Raw genomic sequence first — 19,724 nt, 5'->3', positions numbered from 1 at the left:
CCCTCGCATAAGTACCAGCCTGCTTATCCTACGGCCGTTCCGAACAGAGTGCCCAGGGCGTACGTCACACCGGCCGCCGCACCGCCCAGCGCGAGCTGGCGCAGACCGCTGTACCACCAGCTGCGCGCGGTGACCTTCGCGACCACGGCACCGCAGGCGAACAGCCCGAACAGGGCGAGCAGGACGGCCGGCCACAGCGCGGTGGCGCCGAGCAGGTAGGGCAGGACGGGCAGGAGGGCGCCCAGCGCGAAGGATCCGAACGAGGACACGGCCGCGACCAGCGGCGACGGCAGGTCGCTCGGGTCGATGCCCAGCTCCTCGCGGGCGTGGATCTCCAGCGCCTGCTCGGGGTCCTTCGACAGCTGCCGGGCGACCTCGCGGGCCAGCTCCGGCTCGACGCCGCGCGCCACGTAGAGGGCGGCGAGCTCGGCCTCCTCGTCTGCGGGGTGCTTGCGCAGCTCGCGGCGCTCGACGTCCAGTTCCGCCTCGACCAGCTCGCGCTGGGAGGCGACGGAGGTGTACTCGCCGGCCGCCATCGAGAACGCCCCCGCGGCCAGGCCCGCGAGCCCGGTCAGCACGATCGTGTGCGGACTGACGGCGCCGCCCGCGACGCCGGTCATCAGGGCGAGATTGGAGACCAGGCCGTCCATCGCGCCGAAGACGGCGGGGCGCAGCCAGCCGCCGTTGACGTCGCGGTGGGTGTGGTTGTCGCGGTGCGCCTCGTGCAGCGCCGCCTGGGTCTCGATGATGGCCACGGGGGTCCCCCAAGAAAGCTAAGGCAAAGCTAAGTTTGGACTGATTCCAACTTATGACAACGCCAAATCTACGCCGGTGATTCCTCCGTCGCCAGCAAGGAAAGGCTGGGCTAACCTGCGGTTTTGCACGCCGACCGGGTGACAGCGCGGCCCGGCTCGCGATACGGCACGGCCGCCGTGGCACACCTCCGCAAAGGGTTCGCACCCCTCGACGGGATCCCCCGGAGGTGACGCCGCCATGGCCTCGATCCGTGAGCGGGCCCGCGGTGCCCTGCTCGGGCTGGCCGTCGGGGACGCCCTCGGGGCGCCCGCGGAGAACCTCACGCCCTCCCAGATCCGCGCCCGCTGGGGCCGCATCACCGGCTTCGTCGCCGCCGAGCCCGCCGGCACGGACGACACCGAGTACACGATCTTCTCCGGGCTGCTGCTCGCCCGGCACGGCTCGGCCCTCACGCCGGCCCATGTGGAGGCGGCCTGGCACGAGTGGATCGCCGACCGCGCCGAGGGGCCCTTCCGGGGCGCCGGCTTCAGCGAGCGCGGCACGCTGGAGAACCTGCGCCGGGGCCTCGCGGCGCCCATCTCCGCCCAGCACCGGCACGCCTGGAGCGACGGGCTCGCCATGCGCGCCGCCGTCTGCGGCGTCCACGCCGCGGGCCGCCCCGCCGAGGCCGCCCGGCTCGCCGCGATCGACGGCTCCGTCAGCCATGACGGCGAGGGCATCTACGGCGGTCAGGCGGTCGCCGCCGGGGTGGCCGCGGCGATGGGCGGCGCCGCGCCCGAGGCCGTGATCGCGGCCGCGCTCACCGTCGTCCCCGACGACTCCTGGACGGCCCGCTCCCTGCGGCGCGCCGTGACCGCCGCGCACCGGGGCGAACGCGCGGTGCGCACCGCCGTCGTCATCGGCGGCTACCCCTGGACCGACCTCGCGCCCGAGGCGGTCGCCCTGGCCTTCGGCGCGTACGCCGCCGCCGACGGCGACTTCCGCGACGCGGTGCTCACGGCCGTGAACATGGGCCGCGACGCCGACACGACGGCCGCGGTCGCCGGGGCCCTCGCGGGCGCGACCCAGGGCGTGGCGGCGATCCCGCCCGACTGGGCGTCGGCGATCGGCCCGGTACGGGGCAGGTGCCTGCCGGCGATGAAGGGCCGGCACGTACTGGAGATCGCGGACCTGCTGGCACCGGGAGGGGACGGGACCGGCACCGAGACCCCGCCGGCGCGGACACCGGAAACGGTCCCGGCCCATGCCGACGCCCCGCCGACGCGGACACCGGAAACGGTCCCCGCCCATACCGAGGCCCCGCCGACGCGGACACCGGAAACGGCCCCCGCCCATACCGCCCCGCCCACGCCGGTGGCGGAAAACGACAGGACCGGCAGCGGCGCCCCACCGGCGCGAGTCCCGGCGAGCGACGAAGCCGAGGCCGACGCGCCGCCGACGCCGCTGCCCGGCCCCGACCGGGACGGAACGGGCACCGGCACCGGCACCGGCACCGGCACCACCGTGCCGCCGCTCGTCGTGCCGGACTTCGTGCCGGACGCGGCGGAGGAGCCGGTCCCGGCGCCCGTGCAGCCCGCCGAAGCGGGCGGCGGGTGGGCGCCGCCCGCCCGGGCAGTCCGGGCGCCCGGCCCGCTCGTCCCCGCCGTGGACCCCGGTGACGACGGCAACGAGGCCCGTCCATGACCCGCCGCGCCGAAGCCCGAGTCATCCCCACCCCGAGCCCCGGCGACAACCTCCCCGAGACCCCGACCACGACCCGCCGCACCGAAGCCCGAGCCATCCCCGCCGCGACCCCCGCCGACAGCGTCCCCAAGACCCCGACCACGACCCGCCACACCGAAGCCCGAGCCATCCCCACCGCGAGCCCCGGCGACAGCGTCCACGAGGCCCGTCCATGAGCCGCCGCGCCGAAGCCCGAGTCATCCCCGGCGACAGCCCCGGCGACAGCCTCGACGAGGCCCCGTCCATGAGCCGCCCTGTCGTGGGGCCGCCGCTCCCCGTCGTCGCCGCCGGTGGCGCCCGCCGAGGGGTCCGGTCATGACCCGCCGTATCGAAGGGCTGCTGCTCGGGCTTGCCGCCGGGGATGCCGCCGGGTGGCCCGCCGCGCGGCACCGGGCCGCGCGGATGCCGGAGTGGACCCGGCGGCTCACCCGTGAGCTGGACACCTTCGCCGAGCAGAACGCCACGACCACCCTGCCCGTGCCGATCGCGCTCAACCAGCCCCCCGAGCCGCTGCGCCTCGGCCCCTCCGACGACGCCGAGTGGGCGGCCTTCGCCGCCGAGGCCGTGCTGCGGGCCGGCGACGACCACGCCCTCGGCGACCTCAGCCGGGAACGCCGGGTGCGCACCGCCATCGACCTGACCTGGACCGCCGTGGCCGCCGAGGTCGCCGCCGCGGCCGAGCGCGCCGCCGAGATCGAGTCCGCCGTGCTGCCGCTGCGCGCCCGCATCTCCGTACGCGCCGGACTCGGCAACCTCGCCGCCGGGCTGCGCCCACCCGCCACCGGCCACGACAACCCGCACTACTTCGACGACGCCGCCTGCGTGCGCGCCTGCGTCCTGGCCGCCGCCCACGTCGGCGACCCCCGGGCCGCCGCCGACCTCGCCGAGTTCGACGCCCGCTACACGCAGGACGGCGACGGCGTGCACGGCGCCCGGGCGATGGCGGCCGCCCTGGCGCTCGCCCTCGCAGGCGCAGGCACCGGCACCTGCGTGGCCGCCGCGCTCGCCGAACTCCCCGAGGACACCGAGATCGGCCGCAACGCCCGGCACGCCCTCAAGCTCGCGCACGACGCCGACAACGCCTTCGCGCTGGTGCCACCCCTGGAACACCAGATCGTCGACCACGTCTACAGCTACGGCATCGCCGCCGCCGAGACCGTGCCCGTGGCGCTCGCCCTGGCCACCGCCGCCGACGGCAACGTCGCCGCCGCCGTCCCGGCCGCCGCCTGCCTGTCCCGGGTCGCCGACTCCGCCCCGGCCCTGACCGGCGCCCTCACCGGGGCGCTCGGCGGGGCGGCCGCGATCCCCGACACCTGGCGTGCCGCCTGCCGCACCCTCACCGGCTGCGCCCTGCCCCGGCTGACCGGCACCGACCTGGTGGAACTCGCCGAGTCACTGGAAGCCGTGCAACCGGCCCCGCCGGGAGGATGATTCGGGGCATGACGCCCAAAGGAGAAGAAACCCCGGGGGACGAGACCCTGACCGGCCGGATCACCGGCGCCCTGGTCGGCGCCGCCGTCGGCGACGCCCTCGGCGGCCCCGTCGAGGGCTACTCCCCCGACCAGATCGCCGAACGTCACGGCGGCCGCGTCCACGGCATCGTCGGCCCCTGGCACGGCGAGCACTGGCGCACCGCCCGCCCCCTCGCGCCGTACCACAAGGGCGACGGGCACGTCACCGACGACACCCTGATGACCCACGCCCTGGTCCGGGTGTACGCCACGGTCCGCGACCACCTCGACGCCTACGCGATCGCCGACCACCTGGTCCCGGACCTGATGACCACCCCGCGCTGGATCCCGGAGCTTGAGGCCGAGGCGCTGCCCCTGCAGCGGATCTTCCTCGCCGAGAAGTGGCTGGTGGCCCGGCTGCACTACGGCCATGTCGACCCCCGCGAGGCCGGCACCGGCAATCTCGTCAACTGCGGTGCCGCGATGTACATGGCGCCCGTCGGCCTGGTCAACGCGGCCCACCCCGCCGGCGCGTACGCCGAGGCGCTGGACGTGGCGGGCGCCCACCAGTCGTCGTACGGCCGGGAGGCGGCCGGTGTCTTCGCGGCGGCCGTGGCTGCGGCCTGCGCGCCGGACGCGACACCGGAGTCGGTGGTCGAGGCGTGCCTGGCCCTGGCCAAGGACGGCACCCGTGCGGCGATCGAGAGCGTCTGCGAAGTGGCCCGCGCCCACACGGACTTCGAGTCGGCCCTGGTCCCGCTGCGGGAGGCGGTCGCCCCCTACGACACGGTCGGCCCCGACTACCGCGCCCCCTCGCTCGGCGCCCGCCGACCGTCCCGGCTGCACGCGATCGAGGAACTGCCGATCGCGCTCGGGATGCTGCTGGTCGCGCGCGGCGACTACCGGCACGCCGTGCTCGGCGCGGTGAACTACGGCCGCGACTGCGACTCCATCGCCACGATGGCGGGCGCGCTGGCGGGCGCCCTCGGTTCCCCGGTGCCGGAGGACTGGGCGAAGACGGTCGCCGAGGCCAGCCGTCTCGACCTGTGGGAACCGGCCCGCACCCTCACCGAGGTCACCCGGGAGGTCTTCCGCCGCGACGTGGCGCGCCGGCGGGCCCACGAGGCGGCGTTCGCACGGCTGGGAGGCACCGGATGCGCCGACTGACCTGGGTGCAGCCGGAGGACCTGATCGGCCACGAACTGCGCCAGGCGGCCCTGGACGGCCGCGAACCGAAGGTGATCGCGGCACGCTGGCGCGCGGCGGGCGGCCCGGACGCGCCCGAGCGGGCCGGCGCCTCCCCCGGTCCCGTCTCCCCCTATCTGCGCCGGCTGGCCGAGGACCTGCTGGACGAACTCGCCGATCTGCCCAGCCGGCTGGACGAGCCGACGGACCTGGACCGGATTCGGCGGCTGTGCCCCGACTGGCCCGCCCCCGCCCCGCGCACCCCCGTGACCGCCGAGCGCCTGGAGGCCGCCTGGCTCGGCCGCGCCGCCGGCTGCCTGCTCGGCAAGCCCGTCGAGAAGCTCCCGCTCGACGGCATCCGCGCCCTCGCCCAGGCGGTCGGCAACTGGCCGCTGAGCACCTGGTTCACCGCGCGCGGGGTGCCCGCCGAGCTGCTGGCCGCCCACCCGTGGAACCGCCGGTCGGCCGCCACCTCGCTCGCCGAGACCATCGAGGGCATGCCGGAGGACGACGACCTCGACTACCCCCTGCTCAACCTGCGGTTGCTGCAGCGCCACGGCCGCGCCTTCACCACCGCCGACGTCGCCGCGCTCTGGCTCGACACGCTGCCGGCGGGCCGGGTCTTCACCGCCGAGCGCATCGCCCTGCGCAATCTGCTGCTCGGCATCGAGCCCCCGCACACCGCCCGGTACCGCAACCCGTTCCGCGAGTGGATCGGCGCCCTGATCCGCGCCGACGTGCACGGCTGGACCAACCCCGGCGACCCGGCGGCGGCCGCCGCGCAGGCCCACCGCGACGCGACCCTCACCCACACCGCCAACGGTGTCTACGCCGCGATGTTCACGGCGGCCACCCTCGCCGCGGCCGCCACAGGACGCCATGACGTCCACGCCTGCCTGCGCATCGGCCTGACGGTGGTCCCGCCCGGCTCCCGGCTGGCCGAGGCGGTCCGGCACGCGGTGGAACTCGCCCACGAGCACGCCGGCTTCGACACGGTCGTGGACCGGCTGCACGCCCGCTGGTCCCCCACCCACCACTGGGTGCACGCCCTGCCCAACACCGCCCTGATCGCCGCCGCCCTCACCCACGCCGACGGCGACTTCGCCGGGTCCATCTGCCGTGCGGTGTCCGGCGGTTGGGACACCGACTCCAACGGCGCCACCGCCGGCAGCGTCGCCGGGCTCCTGGCCGGCTCCCCCGCCGCGCTGCCCGACCGCTGGACCGCGCCGCTGAAGAACCGCCTCGCCACGTCCGTCGCCGGCTTCGACGGCATCGGCTTCGACGCGCTCGCCCACCTCACACACCGGGAGGCATCCCGTCCATGACCGCAGCCCCGGGAGGCATCCCGTCCACGACCGCCGCACCGGAGGGCAACCCGCCCAGGAGCGGCGCACCGGAAGGCAACCCGTCCACGACCGCCCCACCGGAAGGCAACCCGCCCACGACCAACACACCGCAGGGCACCGCGACGGCCACCCCGCTCACCGGGTTGCGGGTGCTGGACCTCGCCACCCTCTTCGCCGGGCCCCTCGCGGCCACCCTGCTGGGCGACTTCGGCGCCGAGGTGATCAAGGTCGAGCACCCGTCGAGACCCGACCCGTCCCGCGGCCACGGCCCGGCCAAGGACGGCGTCGGCCTGTGGTGGAAGGTGCTCGGCCGCAACAAGCGCACCGTGACCCTCGACCTGTCCACGCGCGGCGGCCGCGCCACGCTGCTGCGGCTCGCGGCCGGCGCCGACGTGATCGTGGAGAACTTCCGCCCCGGCACCCTGGAGAAGTGGGACCTGGGCTGGGAGGAGCTGTCCGCCGCCAACCCCCGGCTGGTCCTCGCCCGCGTCACCGCCTTCGGCCAGTTCGGCCCCTACGCCCACCGGCCCGGCTTCGGCACCCTCGCCGAGGCGATGAGCGGCTTCGCGGCGATCACCGGCGAGCCGGACTCCCCGCCGACCCTGCCGCCGTTCGGCCTGGCCGACTCCATCACCGCGCTCGCCACCGCCTACGCCGTGATGACCGCGCTGGCCGCCCGGGAGCGCACCGGCACCGGGCAGGTCGTCGACATGGCGATCATCGAACCGATCCTGACCGTCCTCGGCCCGCAGCCGACCTGGTACGACCAGCTCGGCTACGTCCAGGAACGCACCGGGAACCGGTCCGCCAACAACGCCCCGCGCAACACCTACCGCACCGCCGACGGCACCTGGGTGGCCGTCTCCGCCTCGGCCCAGTCGGTGGCGGAGCGGGTGATGGAGCTGGTGGGCCGCCCGGAGCTGGCCCAGGAGCCCTGGTTCGCCACCGGCGAGGGCCGCGCCCGCCACGCCGGCCTGCTCGACGAGGCCGTCGGCCGCTGGATCGCCACCCGGACCCGCGAGGAGGTCCTCGCCGCCTTCGAGAAGGCCGAGGCCGCGATCGCCCCCGTGCAGGACGTACGGGAGATCATGACCGACCCGCAGTACCAGGCCCTGGGCACGATCACCACCGTCGACGATCCGGAACTCGGCCCGCTGCGCATGCAGAACGTGCTGTTCCGGCTGTCCGCCACGCCCGGCGCGATCCGCTGGGCCGGCCGCCCGCACGGCGCCGACACCGACGCCGTCCTCGCCGAGCTGGGCCTGACCCCCGCCGAGGTCGCGGCGCTGCGCGCGGAGGGCGCCGTATGACGCCCCCACCGGACACCCCGCCGCCCGCCGGCCTCCCGCTCACCTGGCTGTACGCGCCCGGGGACCGGCCGCACGTCGTCGCCGGGGCGCTGGCCTGCGGGGCCGACGTGGTGGTGATCGACCTGGAGGACGCGGTGGCCCCCGACCGCAAGGAGTACGCCCGCGCCGCGACCGCCGAGCTGCTCACCCAGCCGCAGCCGGTGCCGGTGCATGTGCGGATCAACCGCCTCGACGGCCCGCTCGCGGCGGCCGATCTGCGGGCCCTCGCCCACCTGCCGGGGGTGGCGGGGCTGCGGCTGCCGAAGGTCGCCGGCCCCGAGCAGATCGTCCGGGTCGCGGCGCGGACGGTCGCCGCCGGCGGCGGGGTGCCCGGCCTGTACGCCCTGCTGGAGTCCGCGCAGGGCATCGAGCACGCCCACGCCATCGCGACCGCGCACCGCGCCGTGCGCGGGATCGCCCTCGGCGAGGCGGACCTGCGCGGCGATCTGGGTGTCCTGGACGACGCGGGGCTGGACTGGCCGCGCTCCCGGGTGGTGGTCGCCGCGCGGGCGGCGGGTCTGCCCCCGCCGGCCCAGTCCGTGCACCCCGACATCCGCGACCTCGACGGCCTCGCCGCGAGCTGCGCCCATGGCCGCGCCCTGGGTTTCCTCGGGCGCGCCGCGATCCACCCCCGGCAGCTGCCGGTGATCGAGCGGGCCTATCTGCCGACGCCACGGGAGGTCGAGGACGCCGAGGCGGTGCTCAAGGCGGCGGCCGCACAGCCCGGCGCCCAGGCCCTGCCCGACGGCCGGTTCATCGACGCGGCGGCGGTGACGGCGGCCCGCCGGACGCTGGCGCTGGCGGCACGGCGCGCCTGACCGCCGCCGGACGGGACGATGGGCCGGTCGAGGAGCCCGACAGGGCGACGCCTCACAGGACGGCGCCTGACAGGGCGACGCCTCAGGGACGGCGAAGGGCGCCCGGAAAGCTCCGGGCGCCCTCATCGCCGTACGACGGACGGGGTCAGGACTTCTTGGTCGCGGACTCCGCCTCGTCCTTCACCTCGTCGGTCACCGGGGACTTCTCCTCGGCCTCGGCGGCCGTCACGTCGGTCTTCTCGGTGCCGTCGGCCTCGCCGTCCGCCTCGGCCACCTCGCCGGGGGTCTGGGCGCCGGGCTCGACGACCGCCTCACGGCCCGGCCGCTTCTTCGCCGAGACCACCATGTAGACGACGGCCAGCAGGAACACGAACAGCGCGGTCCAGTTGTTCAGCCGCAGGCCCAGGATGTGGTGGGCGTCGTCGACGCGCATGTACTCGATCCAGAACCGGCCCACGCAGTACGAGGCGACGTACAGCGCGAACGCCCGCCCGTGGCCCAGCCGGAAGCGGCGGTCGGCCCAGATCACCAGCAGGGCGACGCCGATGCACCACAGCGACTCGTACAGGAACGTCGGGTGGTAGGTGCCGGGCACCCGCCCGTCCGTCGAGGACGTGATCTTCAGCGCCCAGGGCAGGTCGGTGGGCCGGCCGTACAGCTCCTGGTTGAACCAGTTGCCCCAGCGGCCGATCGCCTGCGCGAGGGCGATGCCGGGGGCGACGGCGTCGGCGTAGGCCGGCATCGGGATGCCCCGGCGGCGGGCGCCGATCCACGCGCCGAGCGCGCCCAGCGCGATCGCGCCCCAGATGCCGAGGCCGCCCTCCCACACCTTGAAGGCATCCACCCAGTCCCGGCCCTCGCTGAAGTACAGCTCGTAGTCCGTGATCACGTGGTAGAGGCGCCCGCCGACCAGGCCGAACGGGACCGCCCAGACCGCGATGTCCGCGACCGTGCCGGCCCGCCCGCCCCGGGCGATCCAGCGCTTGTTGCCGAGCCAGACGGCTACGAAGACGCCGATGATGATGCAGAAGGCGTAGCCGCGCAGCGGAATGGGGCCGAGATACAGCACCCCGCGCGACGGGCTGGGAATGTAGGCAAGTTCCATGGCAAGGTCGACGCTACCGTGCCGGACCGGGCCGACGGCAGGCAGCCCGGCTACGGGTCCATAACGGGGACGTGAGAAAACGCCGTGAGACGCCGCCCCGCCCCGCCGCCGGCCGACGCTCAGCCCTTGGCGGCCTCCTGCACCATCTGCTTCAGCTTCGCCGGGGTCATCGTCTGGTCCTGGTAGATGTTCTTGCCGTTGAGCAGCACGGTCGGGGTGCCCTGGAAGCCGCCCTTCTGGAACGCCTGGTGGGACTTGACCACCCAGCTGTTGTGCTTGCCGTCCTGCACGCAGGAGCGGAAGGCGGGCGTGTCCAGGCCGGGCACCTTGCCGGCCAGCTCGATCAGCTTGGCGTCCTGGGCGTAGGCGTCGTCGGTCTCCTTCGGCTGGTTCTCGTACAGCACGTCGTGGTACGCGGTGAACTTGCCCGCGTCCTGGGCGCAGGCGGCGGCGTTCGCGGCGTGCCGGGAGCCGCTGCCGCCGAGGTTGCCGTCGATCAGGGTGGCCAGGTGGTACTCGACCTTGAGCTGGCCGGCACCGGTGAGCTCGTGGATCGTCGGCCGGTACGCCGTCTCGAAGGCCTGGCAGGCCGGGCAGCGGAAGTCCTCCCAGACGACGAGCGTCGACTTGGCGCCGTCCTTGCCGACCGGGATCGCCAGGGCGTCCTTGCCCTGCGCTCCGGAGGGTGCGACCACCGGGCCCGCGCTGCTGGAGCCCTTGTCCTTGCCGGCGTTCGCGGCGACCACGCCGATCACGGCCGCCAGGCCGAGGACACACACGACACTGGCGCCGACGATCAGGGCGCGCCGGCGTTTCTCGGCGGCCTTCTGCTTCTCGCGCTCGACCGCCAGCCGCTCCCTGGCGGTGCGCTTTCCGTCACGGTTCTTCTCGCTCACACCCCCAGAACGAACCGGGGAGGCGCATTGCGCCTCCCCGGTCCCAGGTCCACCCGTTCGAGTGACCGTATGTCCGAATTGTTACGTTACGTCGTACCGTTCGTGACGTTACGCCCGGCCGCGCACACCCTGCGCGAGCTCACCGGCGAGGGCGCGCACGGCCTCCAGGCCGGCCGCCTCGTCCGGCGCGTCCAGCATCCGCTTGACGAAGGCCGAGCCGACGATCACGCCGTCGGCGAAGCCGGCCACCTCGGCGGCCTGCGCGCGGTTGGACACGCCGAGGCCGACGCAGACGGGCAGGCCGGTGCCGGTCGCGCGGGTGCGCCGGACCAGGTCCTGGGCCTGCGCGCCGACGGACTCACGGGTGCCGGTGACGCCCATGAGCGAGGCGGCGTAGACGAAGCCGCTGCCCGCCGCGGTGATCTCGGCGAGCCGGGCGTCCTTGCTGCTGGGCGCCACGACGAACACGGTCGCCAGCCCGTGCTTGTCGGCGTGCTCCCGCCACAGCGCCGACTCCTGCACCGGCAGGTCGGGCAGGATGCAGCCGGCGCCGCCGGCCTCGGCCAGCTCGGCGGTGAACCGCTCGACGCCGTACCGGTCGATCGGGTTCCAGTAGGTCATCACCAGCACCGGCTTGCCGGTGGCCTGGTGCGCCTCGCGCACCGTGCGCATCACGTCGGCGATCTTCACGCCGCCGCGCAGCGCGATGTCGTCGGCGGTCTGGATGACCGGGCCGTCCAGCACGGGGTCGCTGTGCGGCAGGCCCACCTCGACGACGTCGGCGCCGCCGTCGAAGACGGCCTTGATCGCCTCGATGCCGCCGTCCACGGTCGGGAAGCCGGCCGGCAGATAGGCGATGAGCGCGGAGCGGCCCTCCGCCTTGGCGGCGGCCAGGGTGTCCGTCAGAAGCTGCACGTTCCCGCTCACTTGGCGTCCCCCTCGATCTCCGCCGTGTCGGCCTCGTTCGCCGCCACCTGCGCATCGGTGTCGTACAGCCCGAAGTAGCGGGCCGCGGTGTCCATGTCCTTGTCGCCGCGCCCGGACAGGTTGACCACGATCAGGCCGTCCTCGCCCAGCTCGCGGCCGACGTCCAGGGCGCCGGCGAGGGCGTGGGCGGACTCGATGGCCGGGATGATGCCCTCGGTGCGCGACAGCAGGCGCAGCGCCTGCATCGCGGCGTCGTCGGTGACGGCGCGGTACTCGCCGCGGCCGGAGTCCTTCAGGTAGGAGTGCTCGGGACCGATGCCCGGGTAGTCCAGACCGGCCGAGATGGAGTACGGCTCGGTGATCTGGCCCTCCTCGTCCTGCAGGACGTAGGAGCGCGAACCGTGCAGGATGCCCGGCTCGCCCGCGGTCAGCGTGGCCGCGTGCTCCCCGGTCTCGATGCCGTGGCCCGCGGGCTCGCAGCCGATCAGGCGCACGCCCTCGTCGGGGATGAAGGCGTGGAAGAGGCCGATGGCGTTGGAGCCGCCGCCGACGCAGGCGATCGCCGCGTCCGGGAGCCGGCCGGCCCGCTCCAGGAGCTGGCGGCGGGCCTCCACGCCGATGACGCGGTGGAAGTCGCGGACCATCGCGGGGAAGGGGTGGGGCCCGGCGACCGTGCCGAAGAGGTAGTGGGTGCGGTCGACGTTGGCGACCCAGTCGCGGAACGCCTCGTTGATGGCGTCCTTCAGGGTGCGGCTGCCGGACTTCACGGCCACGACCTCGGCGCCCAGCATGCGCATGCGGGCGACGTTGAGGGCCTGGCGCTGGGTGTCGATCTCACCCATGTAGATGGTGCACTCGAGACCGAACAGCGCGCAGGCGGTGGCCGTGGCGACGCCGTGCTGGCCGGCGCCGGTCTCGGCGATGACACGGGTCTTGCCCATGCGCTTGGTGAGCAGGGCCTGGCCGAGCACGTTGTTGATCTTGTGCGAGCCGGTGTGGTTGAGGTCCTCGCGCTTGAGGAACACGCGGGCGCCGCCGGCGTGCTCGGCGAAGCGGGGGACCTCCGTCAGGGCCGACGGGCGGCCGGTGTAGTTGACCAGCAGGTCGTCGAGTTCACGGGCGAACTCGGGGTCGTTCTTGGCCTTGTCGTACTCGACGGCCACCTCGTCCACGGCGGCCACGAGGGCCTCCGGGATGAACTTGCCGCCGAAATCGCCGAAGTAGCCTGCGGAGTTCGGGACGTGACCCTGCGGGTCGGGAATGAAGAAGTCGCTGGGCATGCGAGTACCTCACGGTGAGTGTTCCGGGAAAAACTGTTCGCCGTGGGGGCTCGGGTGGTCTGTCGGTTCGGTGATCTGTCGGCTGCGAGCCGGTCGTGGCTTGCCGCGCCCGCGCTGCGGCAGCCGCAGATCAGTACAGTCCCGCGCCCCTAAAGGGCGCGCTGCCATCGGCGGCCGTTCACCTGGCCCGGCTCGTCCCCGATGACGTAGCGGACGCGGCGGCCGTGCACGCGGCGCGCGGGCGCGCGGCAGCCCCGGGGACGGCAGCCGCGCGCCAGGCGCGCGTACCGGTCCACGGTGGTCACGGTCGTCGGAGTGCTCATCGGGGCCAGCCTAGCGGGAGCTCAGCCCCGGCCGTGGCGCAGTGCCGGGTGTTCGCCCGCGGCGACCAGGTCGGCGACGGCGGCCTTGGGGTCCTTGCCGGTGACCAGGGACTCGCCCACGAGGACGGCGTCGGCGCCGGCGTTGGCGTAGGCGATCAGGTCGTGCGGGCCGCGGACGCCGGACTCGGCGACCTTGACGAGGTGGTCCGGGATCTCCGGGGCGACCCGCTCGAACGTGCCGCGGTCGACCTCCAGCGTCTTGAGGTTGCGCGCGTTGACGCCGATGATCTTGGCACCGGCGTCCACCGCCCGCTCGACCTCGTCCTCGTCGTGCACCTCGACCAGCGGGGTGAGGCCGATGGAGACGGCCCGCTCGATCAGCGACTCCAGGGCCGGCTGCTCCAGGGCGGCGACGATCAGCAGGGCGAGGTCGGCGCCGTAGGCCCGGGCCTCCCAGAGCTGGTACGACGTGACGATGAAGTCCTTGCGCAGGACCGGGATGTCGACCCGGGCGCGCACCGCCTCCAGGTCGGCCAGCGAGCCGCCGAAACGGCGCTGCTCGGTCAGCACGGAGATGACGGCCGCGCCGCCCGCCTCGTAGTCCGCGGCGAGCCCGGCCGGGTCGGCGATCGCGGCCAGCGCGCCCTTGGAGGGGCTGGAGCGCTTGACCTCGCAGATCACCTTGACGCCGTCGCCCTTGAGCGCGGCCACCCCGTCCTTGGCCGCGGGGGCCTTCGCCGCGCGCTCCTTGAGCTCGTCGAGGCTGACGCGCGCCTGCCGCTCCGCGAGGTCGGCACGGACTCCGTCGATGATCTCGTCGAGCACACTCACGCGAGCGGCCCCCTTCCAGACGGTTGACACATTCCAGCGACCAGGGGGGAACCATTGGTCACTGCGATGGTATCCGCCCGCGGGCCATGACCTCGCATCCGGTGCGCGCCGGTCCCACTACCTGGACGTCCGGTGATCGCTCAAGGGTGGAGCCAGCCGCCGAACGGCAGGTTCCGGACAACCGTGAAGGCCAGCAGCAGCCCGCCCAGCGCCCACAGCTGCGCGGGCCGCGGGTCGGGCCGGAACGGACGCCCACGCACCGCGTGCACCACCCAGACGGTCCACAGCACCGCGCAACCCGCATAGCCGAGCACGGCCATCGCGTTGTCGTGCAGGGCACCCGCGAGGTCGCCGTGCACGACGGCGTGCGCGCTGCGCAGCCCGCCGCAGCCGGGGCAGTAGATGCCGGTGAGGCGCAGCAGGGGGCAGGCCGGGTAGTGGCCGGGCTCGTTGGGGTCGACGGCGCCGACGTAGGCGAAGGCGCCCGCGACGGCGGCCAGGGCGGCGGCGGGCGCGGCGAGCCGCCCGAGGACTGCGTGCTTCACGTCCCGCATTGTGCTCTCCCGGCGCCGGGAACGCCGTGCGGGGCGTGCCGCCCGTGTGCCCTCTGCGGACGGCTCCGGACGGCTCCAGAACGCTGCGAGGCGGCTCCGGACGGCTTCGGAACGCCGTGAGGGGCGCCCCGGCACGCGTGCGTGCCGGGGCGCCCCTCACGGGCGTCCGGTCGGGTGGTCCGCCGGGGGCTCAGCCCTTGGCGACGGCCGCCTCGCGGTTGGCGGTGGGGCGATCGGCCATCACCAGCGGCTCGGACGCGGACTTCGGGGCGCCCATGCCCATGGCGCGCATGATGCCGCCGACGACGCCGCCGAGGCACACGACGCCCATGCTGACCCAGAAGCCGACCGGCTCGGCCATCACCACGAAGGCGCCGGCGGCGCAGAAACCGATGAAGGCGATGATGACACCGGTCCAGGCGGCCGGGGTGTGTCCGTGGCTGCTGCCCGCCATTGCTTGCTCCTCGTTGCCGAATGTCTCGTACGTGTCCGTGACGGACGTGCTTGTTCGGCTCCATTGTCCCGTACGCGCGCGCGTGCCGTGCGCCGGGGTGGGCCGTCGGAGCCGGTCAGGCCGGGCCGGCCGCCGCATCGGTGCCGGTCGGGTCCTCGCCGCGGTCGAGAGCCTTCCACAGGTCCTCCGGGCGGTCGGGGTCCACGGGCCGGGCGGCGCGGCGCGGGCGGGGGGCGCCGGAGCGCTCGTAGCGGCCGGACATCGCGGGCCACAGGCGGCCGTAGCGCAGGGCGAGCAGGCCGGCCAGCAGGATGAGGGCGCCGCCGGCGGCCGCGACGTAGGGCCAGGCCGTATGGGTGAGGGCGGCCACCGTGGCGGAGGTGTCGCCGGAGGCCGCCGCGGCCTTGTCGTCCAGCGCGCTGCCGTCGCGGGCGCCCAGCAGGGCGGCCGTCACGATCCCGGCGCCGGACAGGGCGAGGATGGCCGCCACGGCGAACCGTCCGGCCCGGCGGACCGCGAACACGGCGACCAGCGCGGCCAGGCCGACTATCGCGAGCGCCGCGGGCACGCCGGTGACGTCGCTGCCCTTCGCGGTGAGCGGGAAGGCGCCGCCGGCCACCGTCGCGGTGCCCTCCGCCCAGCGCTGCCGGGTGGACAGCAGGGCGACGGCCGCGCCGAGCGCTCCGCACAGCAGGGCGAGGGCGAGGCTGCGGCGGCCCGACCGGGCGGGAGCGGCTTCGGTACGGGGGTGAGGTACGGCAGTCACGTACTCCACTATCGCCCGAACCCCGGGTGAACCGTCACCCGGGGTCCCGTGACAAGCGCCGCGGCGGGCGCGTGACGGCCGGTTACCCGCCGAGCCGGTTGGCGGTGTGGACGGCCCGCAGGACGGCCGCGGCCTTGTTGCGGCACTCGGTGTCCTCGGCGACCGGGTCGGAGTCGGCGACGATGCCGGCGCCGGCCTGGACGTAGGCCGTGCCGTCGCGCAGCAGGGCGGTACGGATGGCGATGGCGGTGTCGGAGTCGCCGGCGAAGTCGAGGTAGCCGACGCAGCCGCCGTACAGACCGCGGCGGGAGGGCTCCAGCTCGTCGATGATCTGCATCGCGCGGGGCTTCGGCGCGCCGGAGAGCGTGCCGGCCGGGAAGCAGGCGGTCAGCACGTCGAAGGCCGTGCGGCCCGGGGCGACCCGGCCGGTGACCGTGGAGACGATGTGCATCACGTGCGAGTACCGCTCGATGGACATGAAGTCGACGACCTCCACCGAGCCCGGCTCGCAGACCCGGCCGAGGTCGTTGCGGCCGAGGTCGACGAGCATCAGGTGCTCGGCGCGCTCCTTGGGGTCGGCGAGGAGTTCGTCGGCGAGGGCCTGGTCCTCCTGCGGGGTGGCGCCGCGGGGCCGGGTGCCGGCGATCGGGTGCACCATGGCCCGCCCGTCCTCCACCTTCACCAGGGCCTCGGGCGAGGAGCCGACGACGTCGAATCCGTCGAAGCGGAACAGGTACATGTACGGCGACGGGTTGGTGGCCCGCAGCACCCGGTAGACGTCCAGCGCGGTGGCCGTGCACGGGGTCTCGAAGCGCTGCGAGGGGACGACCTGGAAGGCCTCGCCGGCCCGGATGCGCTCCTTGACGTCCTCCACGGCGGCCTGGAAGTCCGGGCCGCCCCACAGCGCGGTGTACTCGGGCAGCTCGGAGGGCGGCAGCACGGCGGGCGGCTGGGCGACCGCGCGGGAGAGGTCGGCCTCCATGGCGTCGAGCCGGGCGATCGCGTCGGCGTAGGCCTCGTCCACGCCCGTGTCCAGGTCGTTGTGGTTGATCGCGTTGGCGATCAGCGAGACCGTGCCCTCCCAGTGGTCCATGACGGCGAGGTCGCTGGTGAGGAGCATGGTCAGCTCGGGCAGCCCCAGGTCGTCGCGCTCGCCGGGGCCGATCTTCTCCAGGCGGCGCACGATGTCGTAGCCGAGGTAGCCGACCATGCCGCCGGTGAAGGGCGGCAGGTTCAGGTCGTGGGCGAGGTCGCGCGGGGTGTGCAGTGCCTCCAGGGTGGCGCGCAGCGCGGCCAGCGGGTCGCCGGCGGTGGGCACGCCCACGGGCGGGGTGCCCAGCCAGTGCGCCTCGCCGTCGCGCACGGTGAGGGTGGCGGCGCTGCGGACGCCCACGAAGGAGTAGCGAGACCATTGAAACGCCGTGCGGCCGTTCTCCGCGGACTCCAGCAGGAACGTGCCCGGGCGCTCGGCGGCGAGCTTGCGGTAGAGGGCGACCGGTGTGTCGCCGTCGGCGAGGAGCTTGCGGGTGACCGGGATGACGCGGCGGTCGCCGGCCAGCTTGCGGAACGTCTCGAGGTCCATGGCCGCCGACCTTACTGATCCGGGGCGCCGGCGCCCGAATCGGCGTCCTTCAGCAGCACGTCGGCGTCGAAGCAGGTGCGCGCCCCGGTGTGGCAGGCGGCGCCGACCTGGTCGACCTTGACGAGCACGGTGTCGGCGTCGCAGTCCAGGGCGACGGACTTCACCCACTGGAAGTGCCCGGAGGTGTCGCCCTTGACCCAGTACTCCTGGCGGCTGCGCGACCAGTAGGTGCAGCGGCCGGTGGTGAGGGTGCGGTGCAGGGCCTCGTCGTCCATCCAGCCGAGCATGAGCACCTCCCCGGTGTCGTACTGCTGGGCGATCGCGGGCAGGAGGCCGTCGGGGCTGCGCTTGAGGCGCGCGGCGATCTCCGGGTCGAGGTTGCTGCTGGTCATGAGTGCCATTGTGCCGCGCGGCCGGGGCGACGCCCGTGCCGTGTCCACAGGGTGGTCGTACGCTGACGGTATGTCGACCTTCGCCAAGCGTGAACGACTTCTGCTCGCCGACCTCCTGGAGACGGCCGGCCCCGAGGCCCCGACCCTGTGCGAGGGCTGGCTGACCCGTGACCTCGCCGCGCACGTGGTGGTGCGCGAGCGCCGCCCGGACGCCGCCGGGGGCGTCCTGATCAAGCCGCTGGCGTCCCGCCTGGAGAAGGTGATGGAGGAGTTCGCGGCGAAGCCGTACGAGGAGCTGATCCAGCTCATCCGGACGGGTCCGCCGCGCTTCTCGCCGTTCCAGCTCAAGCAGATCGACGAGGCGGCGAACACGATCGAGTTCTACGTCCACGCCGAGGACGTCCGCCGCGCCCAGCCGGACTGGTCGGCGCGCGAGCTGGACCCGGTGTTCCAGGACGCCCTGTGGTCGCGCCTGGAGCGCACGGCCCGCCTGATGGGCCGCAGCGCCCCCACGGGCCTGGTCCTGCGCCGCCCCGACGGCCAGACGGCGGTCGCCCACCGCGGCACCCCGGTGGTCACGGTGACGGGCGAGCCGTCCGAGCTGCTGCTGTTCCTCTACGGCCGCCAGAACGCGGCGAAGGTCTCCCTGGACGGCGACGAGGACGCGATCGCCAAGCTCCACGAGGCGAAGGAACTGGGCATCTGAGGGGTCCCGCTCAGGTCTCCCCGCCTCACGGCAGCTCGGCGCGGCGCAGGTCGCGTACGGCCAGGACGACGGCTGCGGCCAGGGCGCTCACCCCGGCGCAGACCGCGAAGACCGGGCCGGTGCCCCACGCCGCGACGGCCGTGCCGATCACGGGGAAGGTGAGCGGGGCGACGCCGAAGCCGACGATCGTGGAGACGGACAGGACGCGGCCGAGGTAGGCGGCGCCCGCGTGGGCCTGGACGAGCGCCCCGCACAGGGCGCCGCTCAGGCCGGCGGACACGCCGATGAGCGCGGCCACGCCGGCCGCGCCGACGACGGAGGGCACCTGGGCGAGCGCGGCGATCGCGACGGCGGCCACCAGGTTGGTCCCGGCCGCCACGACGGCGGCCCGGGGCATCCGGCCGCGCCAGGTGAGCAGCAGGGAGGCGGCGCCCGCGCCGGTGCCGAAGCCGGCGAGCACCCAGCCCATGCCGGCGGAGCCCCAGCCGCGCTGCTGGGCGAGGAGGGTCAGGCCGAGGTTCATCGGGCCGACGAAGCCGAGGTCGGACAGGGCGGCGGCGATCACCAGGGGCCGCAGCACCGGGTGGCGCCGGATGTGGCGCAGCCCGTCGCGCAGTTCGGCCAGGGGCGCGCGGCGCTCCTGCCGTTCGTCGGGCGGCAGCGCCGCGACCCGCACGGTCAGCAGCAGCGGCAGGGACACGCCGACCAGCAGCGCGGCCAGCCCGAAGGCGCCGGCCGTGCCGCCGACGGCGACGCCGAGGCCGCCGAGCGGTCCGCCGAGGACGTTGGCGAGCCGGGTGCCCAGGCCCCGCATGCCCTGGACGCGGGCGAGCTGGCCGCGTGCGGTGATCCGCGCGGGCAGCGAGCCGGCGGCGGGCAGGAACACGGCGTCGACGACACCGAAGAGGACGGCGACCGCGCCGAGCGCCCACAGCCCGGGGCTGGTGGCCAGGAGCAGGACGGCCGCGGTGAGGACGAGGGCGCCGCGGGCGGCGGTGGAGCCGAGGACGACCCGGCGGGGCCCGTAGCGGTCGGCCAGCACTCCCCCGCCGAGCATCAGCAGGGCGCGCGGCAGGGCGCTCGCCGCGGTGACGAGTCCGGCCTGGGCGGGCGTGCCGCTCTGGACGGCGGCCCAGGACAGGGCGATGTAGTAGACGTTGTCGCCGACCGCGCCGGAGAGGTAGGCGCCGAGCCAGCGCAGGACGTTGGGGTCGCGGTGGGCGGCTCTGTCGTCGGCCGGGGCGACGACGGGCACGGCGGTGGTGGACACCGGGCGGTCCT

General features: G+C 74.9%; 20 protein-coding genes and 1 pseudogene. 8 read left to right on the top strand and 13 right to left on the bottom strand.

All coding sequences use genetic code 11. The features are described from left to right. Positions 1-23: 23 nt before the first annotated feature. Positions 24-755 (bottom strand): VIT1/CCC1 transporter family protein, encoded by a 732-nt coding sequence (locus ACF1AL_RS11005; RefSeq protein ID WP_366835869.1) that lies wholly within the window; start codon positions 753-755, stop codon positions 24-26. 238 nt (positions 756-993) lie between these two features. On the opposite strand from ACF1AL_RS11005, the pseudogene ACF1AL_RS11000 reads away from it, so the two are divergent. The 7 genes and pseudogenes from ACF1AL_RS11000 to ACF1AL_RS10970 form a co-directional block, all read left to right on the top strand. After that, positions 994-1,942 (top strand): annotated as a pseudogene (locus ACF1AL_RS11000) (ADP-ribosylglycohydrolase family protein); the annotation flags it as partial. A gap of 493 nt (positions 1,943-2,435) precedes the next feature. Continuing rightward, entirely contained in the window at positions 2,436-2,654 is a 219-nt protein-coding gene (locus tag ACF1AL_RS10995; protein WP_391825808.1) for a hypothetical protein, read from the top strand. A 139-nt stretch (positions 2,655-2,793) separates the two neighbouring features. Continuing rightward, a complete protein-coding gene (locus ACF1AL_RS10990) occupies positions 2,794-3,909 on the top strand; it encodes an ADP-ribosylglycohydrolase family protein (protein WP_391825807.1) in 1,116 nt (371 codons plus the stop codon). Positions 3,910-3,917: 8 nt separating this feature from the next. Further along, positions 3,918-5,096, top strand: a complete 1,179-nt coding sequence (locus tag ACF1AL_RS10985) for an ADP-ribosylglycohydrolase family protein (RefSeq protein WP_384207109.1) — start codon at positions 3,918-3,920, stop codon at positions 5,094-5,096. Further along, positions 5,084-6,439 (top strand): ADP-ribosylglycohydrolase family protein, encoded by a 1,356-nt coding sequence (locus tag ACF1AL_RS10980; protein WP_386420930.1) that lies wholly within the window; start codon positions 5,084-5,086, stop codon positions 6,437-6,439. The genes ACF1AL_RS10985 and ACF1AL_RS10980 overlap by 13 nt, the downstream gene beginning before the upstream one ends. Continuing rightward, positions 6,436-7,770, top strand: coding sequence for a CoA transferase (locus ACF1AL_RS10975; protein ID WP_391825806.1), 1,335 nt, complete (start codon positions 6,436-6,438; stop codon positions 7,768-7,770). Before ACF1AL_RS10980 ends, ACF1AL_RS10975 begins: the two co-directional genes overlap by 4 nt. After that, entirely contained in the window at positions 7,767-8,627 is an 861-nt protein-coding gene (locus ACF1AL_RS10970) for an HpcH/HpaI aldolase/citrate lyase family protein (protein WP_391825805.1), read from the top strand. The genes ACF1AL_RS10975 and ACF1AL_RS10970 overlap by 4 nt, the downstream gene beginning before the upstream one ends. Before the next feature lie 145 nt (positions 8,628-8,772). Here ACF1AL_RS10970 and lgt read toward each other — a convergent pair whose 3' ends face one another. The 11 genes from lgt to hisI all read right to left on the bottom strand — a co-directional run bounded on the left by lgt (position 8,773) and on the right by hisI (position 17,746). After that, the gene (gene lgt / locus ACF1AL_RS10965; protein ID WP_366835877.1) at positions 8,773-9,732 is read right to left on the bottom strand and encodes a prolipoprotein diacylglyceryl transferase; all 960 of its coding nucleotides are present in this window, start codon (positions 9,730-9,732) and stop codon (positions 8,773-8,775) included. A 119-nt stretch (positions 9,733-9,851) separates the two neighbouring features. Continuing rightward, entirely contained in the window at positions 9,852-10,628 is a 777-nt protein-coding gene (locus ACF1AL_RS10960; RefSeq protein WP_366835878.1) for a thioredoxin domain-containing protein, read from the bottom strand. Between the two features lie 108 nt (positions 10,629-10,736). Next, a complete protein-coding gene (trpA, locus tag ACF1AL_RS10955) occupies positions 10,737-11,555 on the bottom strand; it encodes a tryptophan synthase subunit alpha (protein ID WP_366835879.1) in 819 nt (272 codons plus the stop codon). After that, positions 11,552-12,835 (bottom strand): tryptophan synthase subunit beta, encoded by a 1,284-nt coding sequence (trpB, locus tag ACF1AL_RS10950; RefSeq protein WP_366835880.1) that lies wholly within the window; start codon positions 12,833-12,835, stop codon positions 11,552-11,554. Before trpB ends, trpA begins: the two co-directional genes overlap by 4 nt. A gap of 149 nt (positions 12,836-12,984) precedes the next feature. Further along, positions 12,985-13,158: a tryptophan biosynthesis modulator TrpM gene (trpM, locus tag ACF1AL_RS10945; protein WP_366835881.1), complete on the bottom strand. Its 174-nt coding sequence runs from the start codon at positions 13,156-13,158 to the stop codon at positions 12,985-12,987. 21 nt (positions 13,159-13,179) lie between these two features. Next, positions 13,180-13,989 (bottom strand): indole-3-glycerol phosphate synthase TrpC, encoded by an 810-nt coding sequence (trpC, locus tag ACF1AL_RS10940; RefSeq protein ID WP_384207121.1) that lies wholly within the window; start codon positions 13,987-13,989, stop codon positions 13,180-13,182. Between the two features lie 140 nt (positions 13,990-14,129). Continuing rightward, positions 14,130-14,543, bottom strand: coding sequence for a DUF2752 domain-containing protein (locus tag ACF1AL_RS10935; RefSeq protein WP_386585956.1), 414 nt, complete (start codon positions 14,541-14,543; stop codon positions 14,130-14,132). A gap of 190 nt (positions 14,544-14,733) precedes the next feature. Next, positions 14,734-14,997: an HGxxPAAW family protein gene (locus ACF1AL_RS10930; protein WP_366835884.1), complete on the bottom strand. Its 264-nt coding sequence runs from the start codon at positions 14,995-14,997 to the stop codon at positions 14,734-14,736. A gap of 115 nt (positions 14,998-15,112) precedes the next feature. Continuing rightward, entirely contained in the window at positions 15,113-15,772 is a 660-nt protein-coding gene (locus ACF1AL_RS10925) for a TIGR02234 family membrane protein (protein ID WP_366835885.1), read from the bottom strand. Between the two features lie 73 nt (positions 15,773-15,845). Then, entirely contained in the window at positions 15,846-17,345 is a 1,500-nt protein-coding gene (locus ACF1AL_RS10920; RefSeq protein ID WP_391778786.1) for an anthranilate synthase component I, read from the bottom strand. Between the two features lie 11 nt (positions 17,346-17,356). Next, on the bottom strand, positions 17,357-17,746 hold the full coding sequence (gene hisI, locus ACF1AL_RS10915; RefSeq protein ID WP_386418983.1) for a phosphoribosyl-AMP cyclohydrolase: 390 nt from the start codon (positions 17,744-17,746) through the stop codon (positions 17,357-17,359). A 61-nt stretch (positions 17,747-17,807) separates the two neighbouring features. Here hisI and ACF1AL_RS10910 point away from each other — a divergent pair, with 61 nt between their 5' ends. Beyond that, the gene (locus tag ACF1AL_RS10910; RefSeq protein WP_366835888.1) at positions 17,808-18,443 is read left to right on the top strand and encodes a TIGR03085 family metal-binding protein; all 636 of its coding nucleotides are present in this window, start codon (positions 17,808-17,810) and stop codon (positions 18,441-18,443) included. Between the two features lie 25 nt (positions 18,444-18,468). Here the strand turns inward: ACF1AL_RS10910 and ACF1AL_RS10905 are convergent, their stop codons facing one another. After that, positions 18,469-19,713 carry an MFS transporter gene (locus ACF1AL_RS10905; protein WP_391825804.1) on the bottom strand — a complete coding sequence of 415 codons (1,245 nt, stop codon included), beginning with the start codon at positions 19,711-19,713 and terminating at the stop codon, positions 18,469-18,471. Positions 19,714-19,724 lie beyond the last annotated feature (11 nt).

This window comes from Streptomyces sp. NPDC014801 (assembly GCF_043082085.1).
Lineage (GTDB): Bacteria > Actinomycetota > Actinomycetes > Streptomycetales > Streptomycetaceae > Streptomyces.
The sequence above is the reverse complement of the archived record's forward strand: the minus strand, read 5'-3'. Positions and strand labels throughout refer to the sequence as shown.

Coding starts and splice junctions, on each gene's coding strand:
- ACF1AL_RS10995 (WP_391825808.1), top strand. CDS start 2,436: ATGACCCGCCGCGCCGAAGCCCGAGTCATCCCCACCCCGAGCCCCGGC.
- ACF1AL_RS10990 (WP_391825807.1), top strand. CDS start 2,794: ATGACCCGCCGTATCGAAGGGCTGCTGCTCGGGCTTGCCGCCGGGGAT.
- ACF1AL_RS10985 (WP_384207109.1), top strand. CDS start 3,918: ATGACGCCCAAAGGAGAAGAAACCCCGGGGGACGAGACCCTGACCGGC.
- ACF1AL_RS10980 (WP_386420930.1), top strand. CDS start 5,084: ATGCGCCGACTGACCTGGGTGCAGCCGGAGGACCTGATCGGCCACGAA.
- ACF1AL_RS10975 (WP_391825806.1), top strand. CDS start 6,436: ATGACCGCAGCCCCGGGAGGCATCCCGTCCACGACCGCCGCACCGGAG.
- ACF1AL_RS10970 (WP_391825805.1), top strand. CDS start 7,767: ATGACGCCCCCACCGGACACCCCGCCGCCCGCCGGCCTCCCGCTCACC.
- lgt (WP_366835877.1), bottom strand. CDS start 9,732: ATGGAACTTGCCTACATTCCCAGCCCGTCGCGCGGGGTGCTGTATCTC.
- trpB (WP_366835880.1), bottom strand. CDS start 12,835: ATGCCCAGCGACTTCTTCATTCCCGACCCGCAGGGTCACGTCCCGAAC.
- trpM (WP_366835881.1), bottom strand. CDS start 13,158: ATGAGCACTCCGACGACCGTGACCACCGTGGACCGGTACGCGCGCCTG.
- ACF1AL_RS10935 (WP_386585956.1), bottom strand. CDS start 14,543: ATGCGGGACGTGAAGCACGCAGTCCTCGGGCGGCTCGCCGCGCCCGCC.
- ACF1AL_RS10930 (WP_366835884.1), bottom strand. CDS start 14,997: ATGGCGGGCAGCAGCCACGGACACACCCCGGCCGCCTGGACCGGTGTC.
- ACF1AL_RS10920 (WP_391778786.1), bottom strand. CDS start 17,345: ATGGACCTCGAGACGTTCCGCAAGCTGGCCGGCGACCGCCGCGTCATC.
- hisI (WP_386418983.1), bottom strand. CDS start 17,746: ATGGCACTCATGACCAGCAGCAACCTCGACCCGGAGATCGCCGCGCGC.
- ACF1AL_RS10910 (WP_366835888.1), top strand. CDS start 17,808: ATGTCGACCTTCGCCAAGCGTGAACGACTTCTGCTCGCCGACCTCCTG.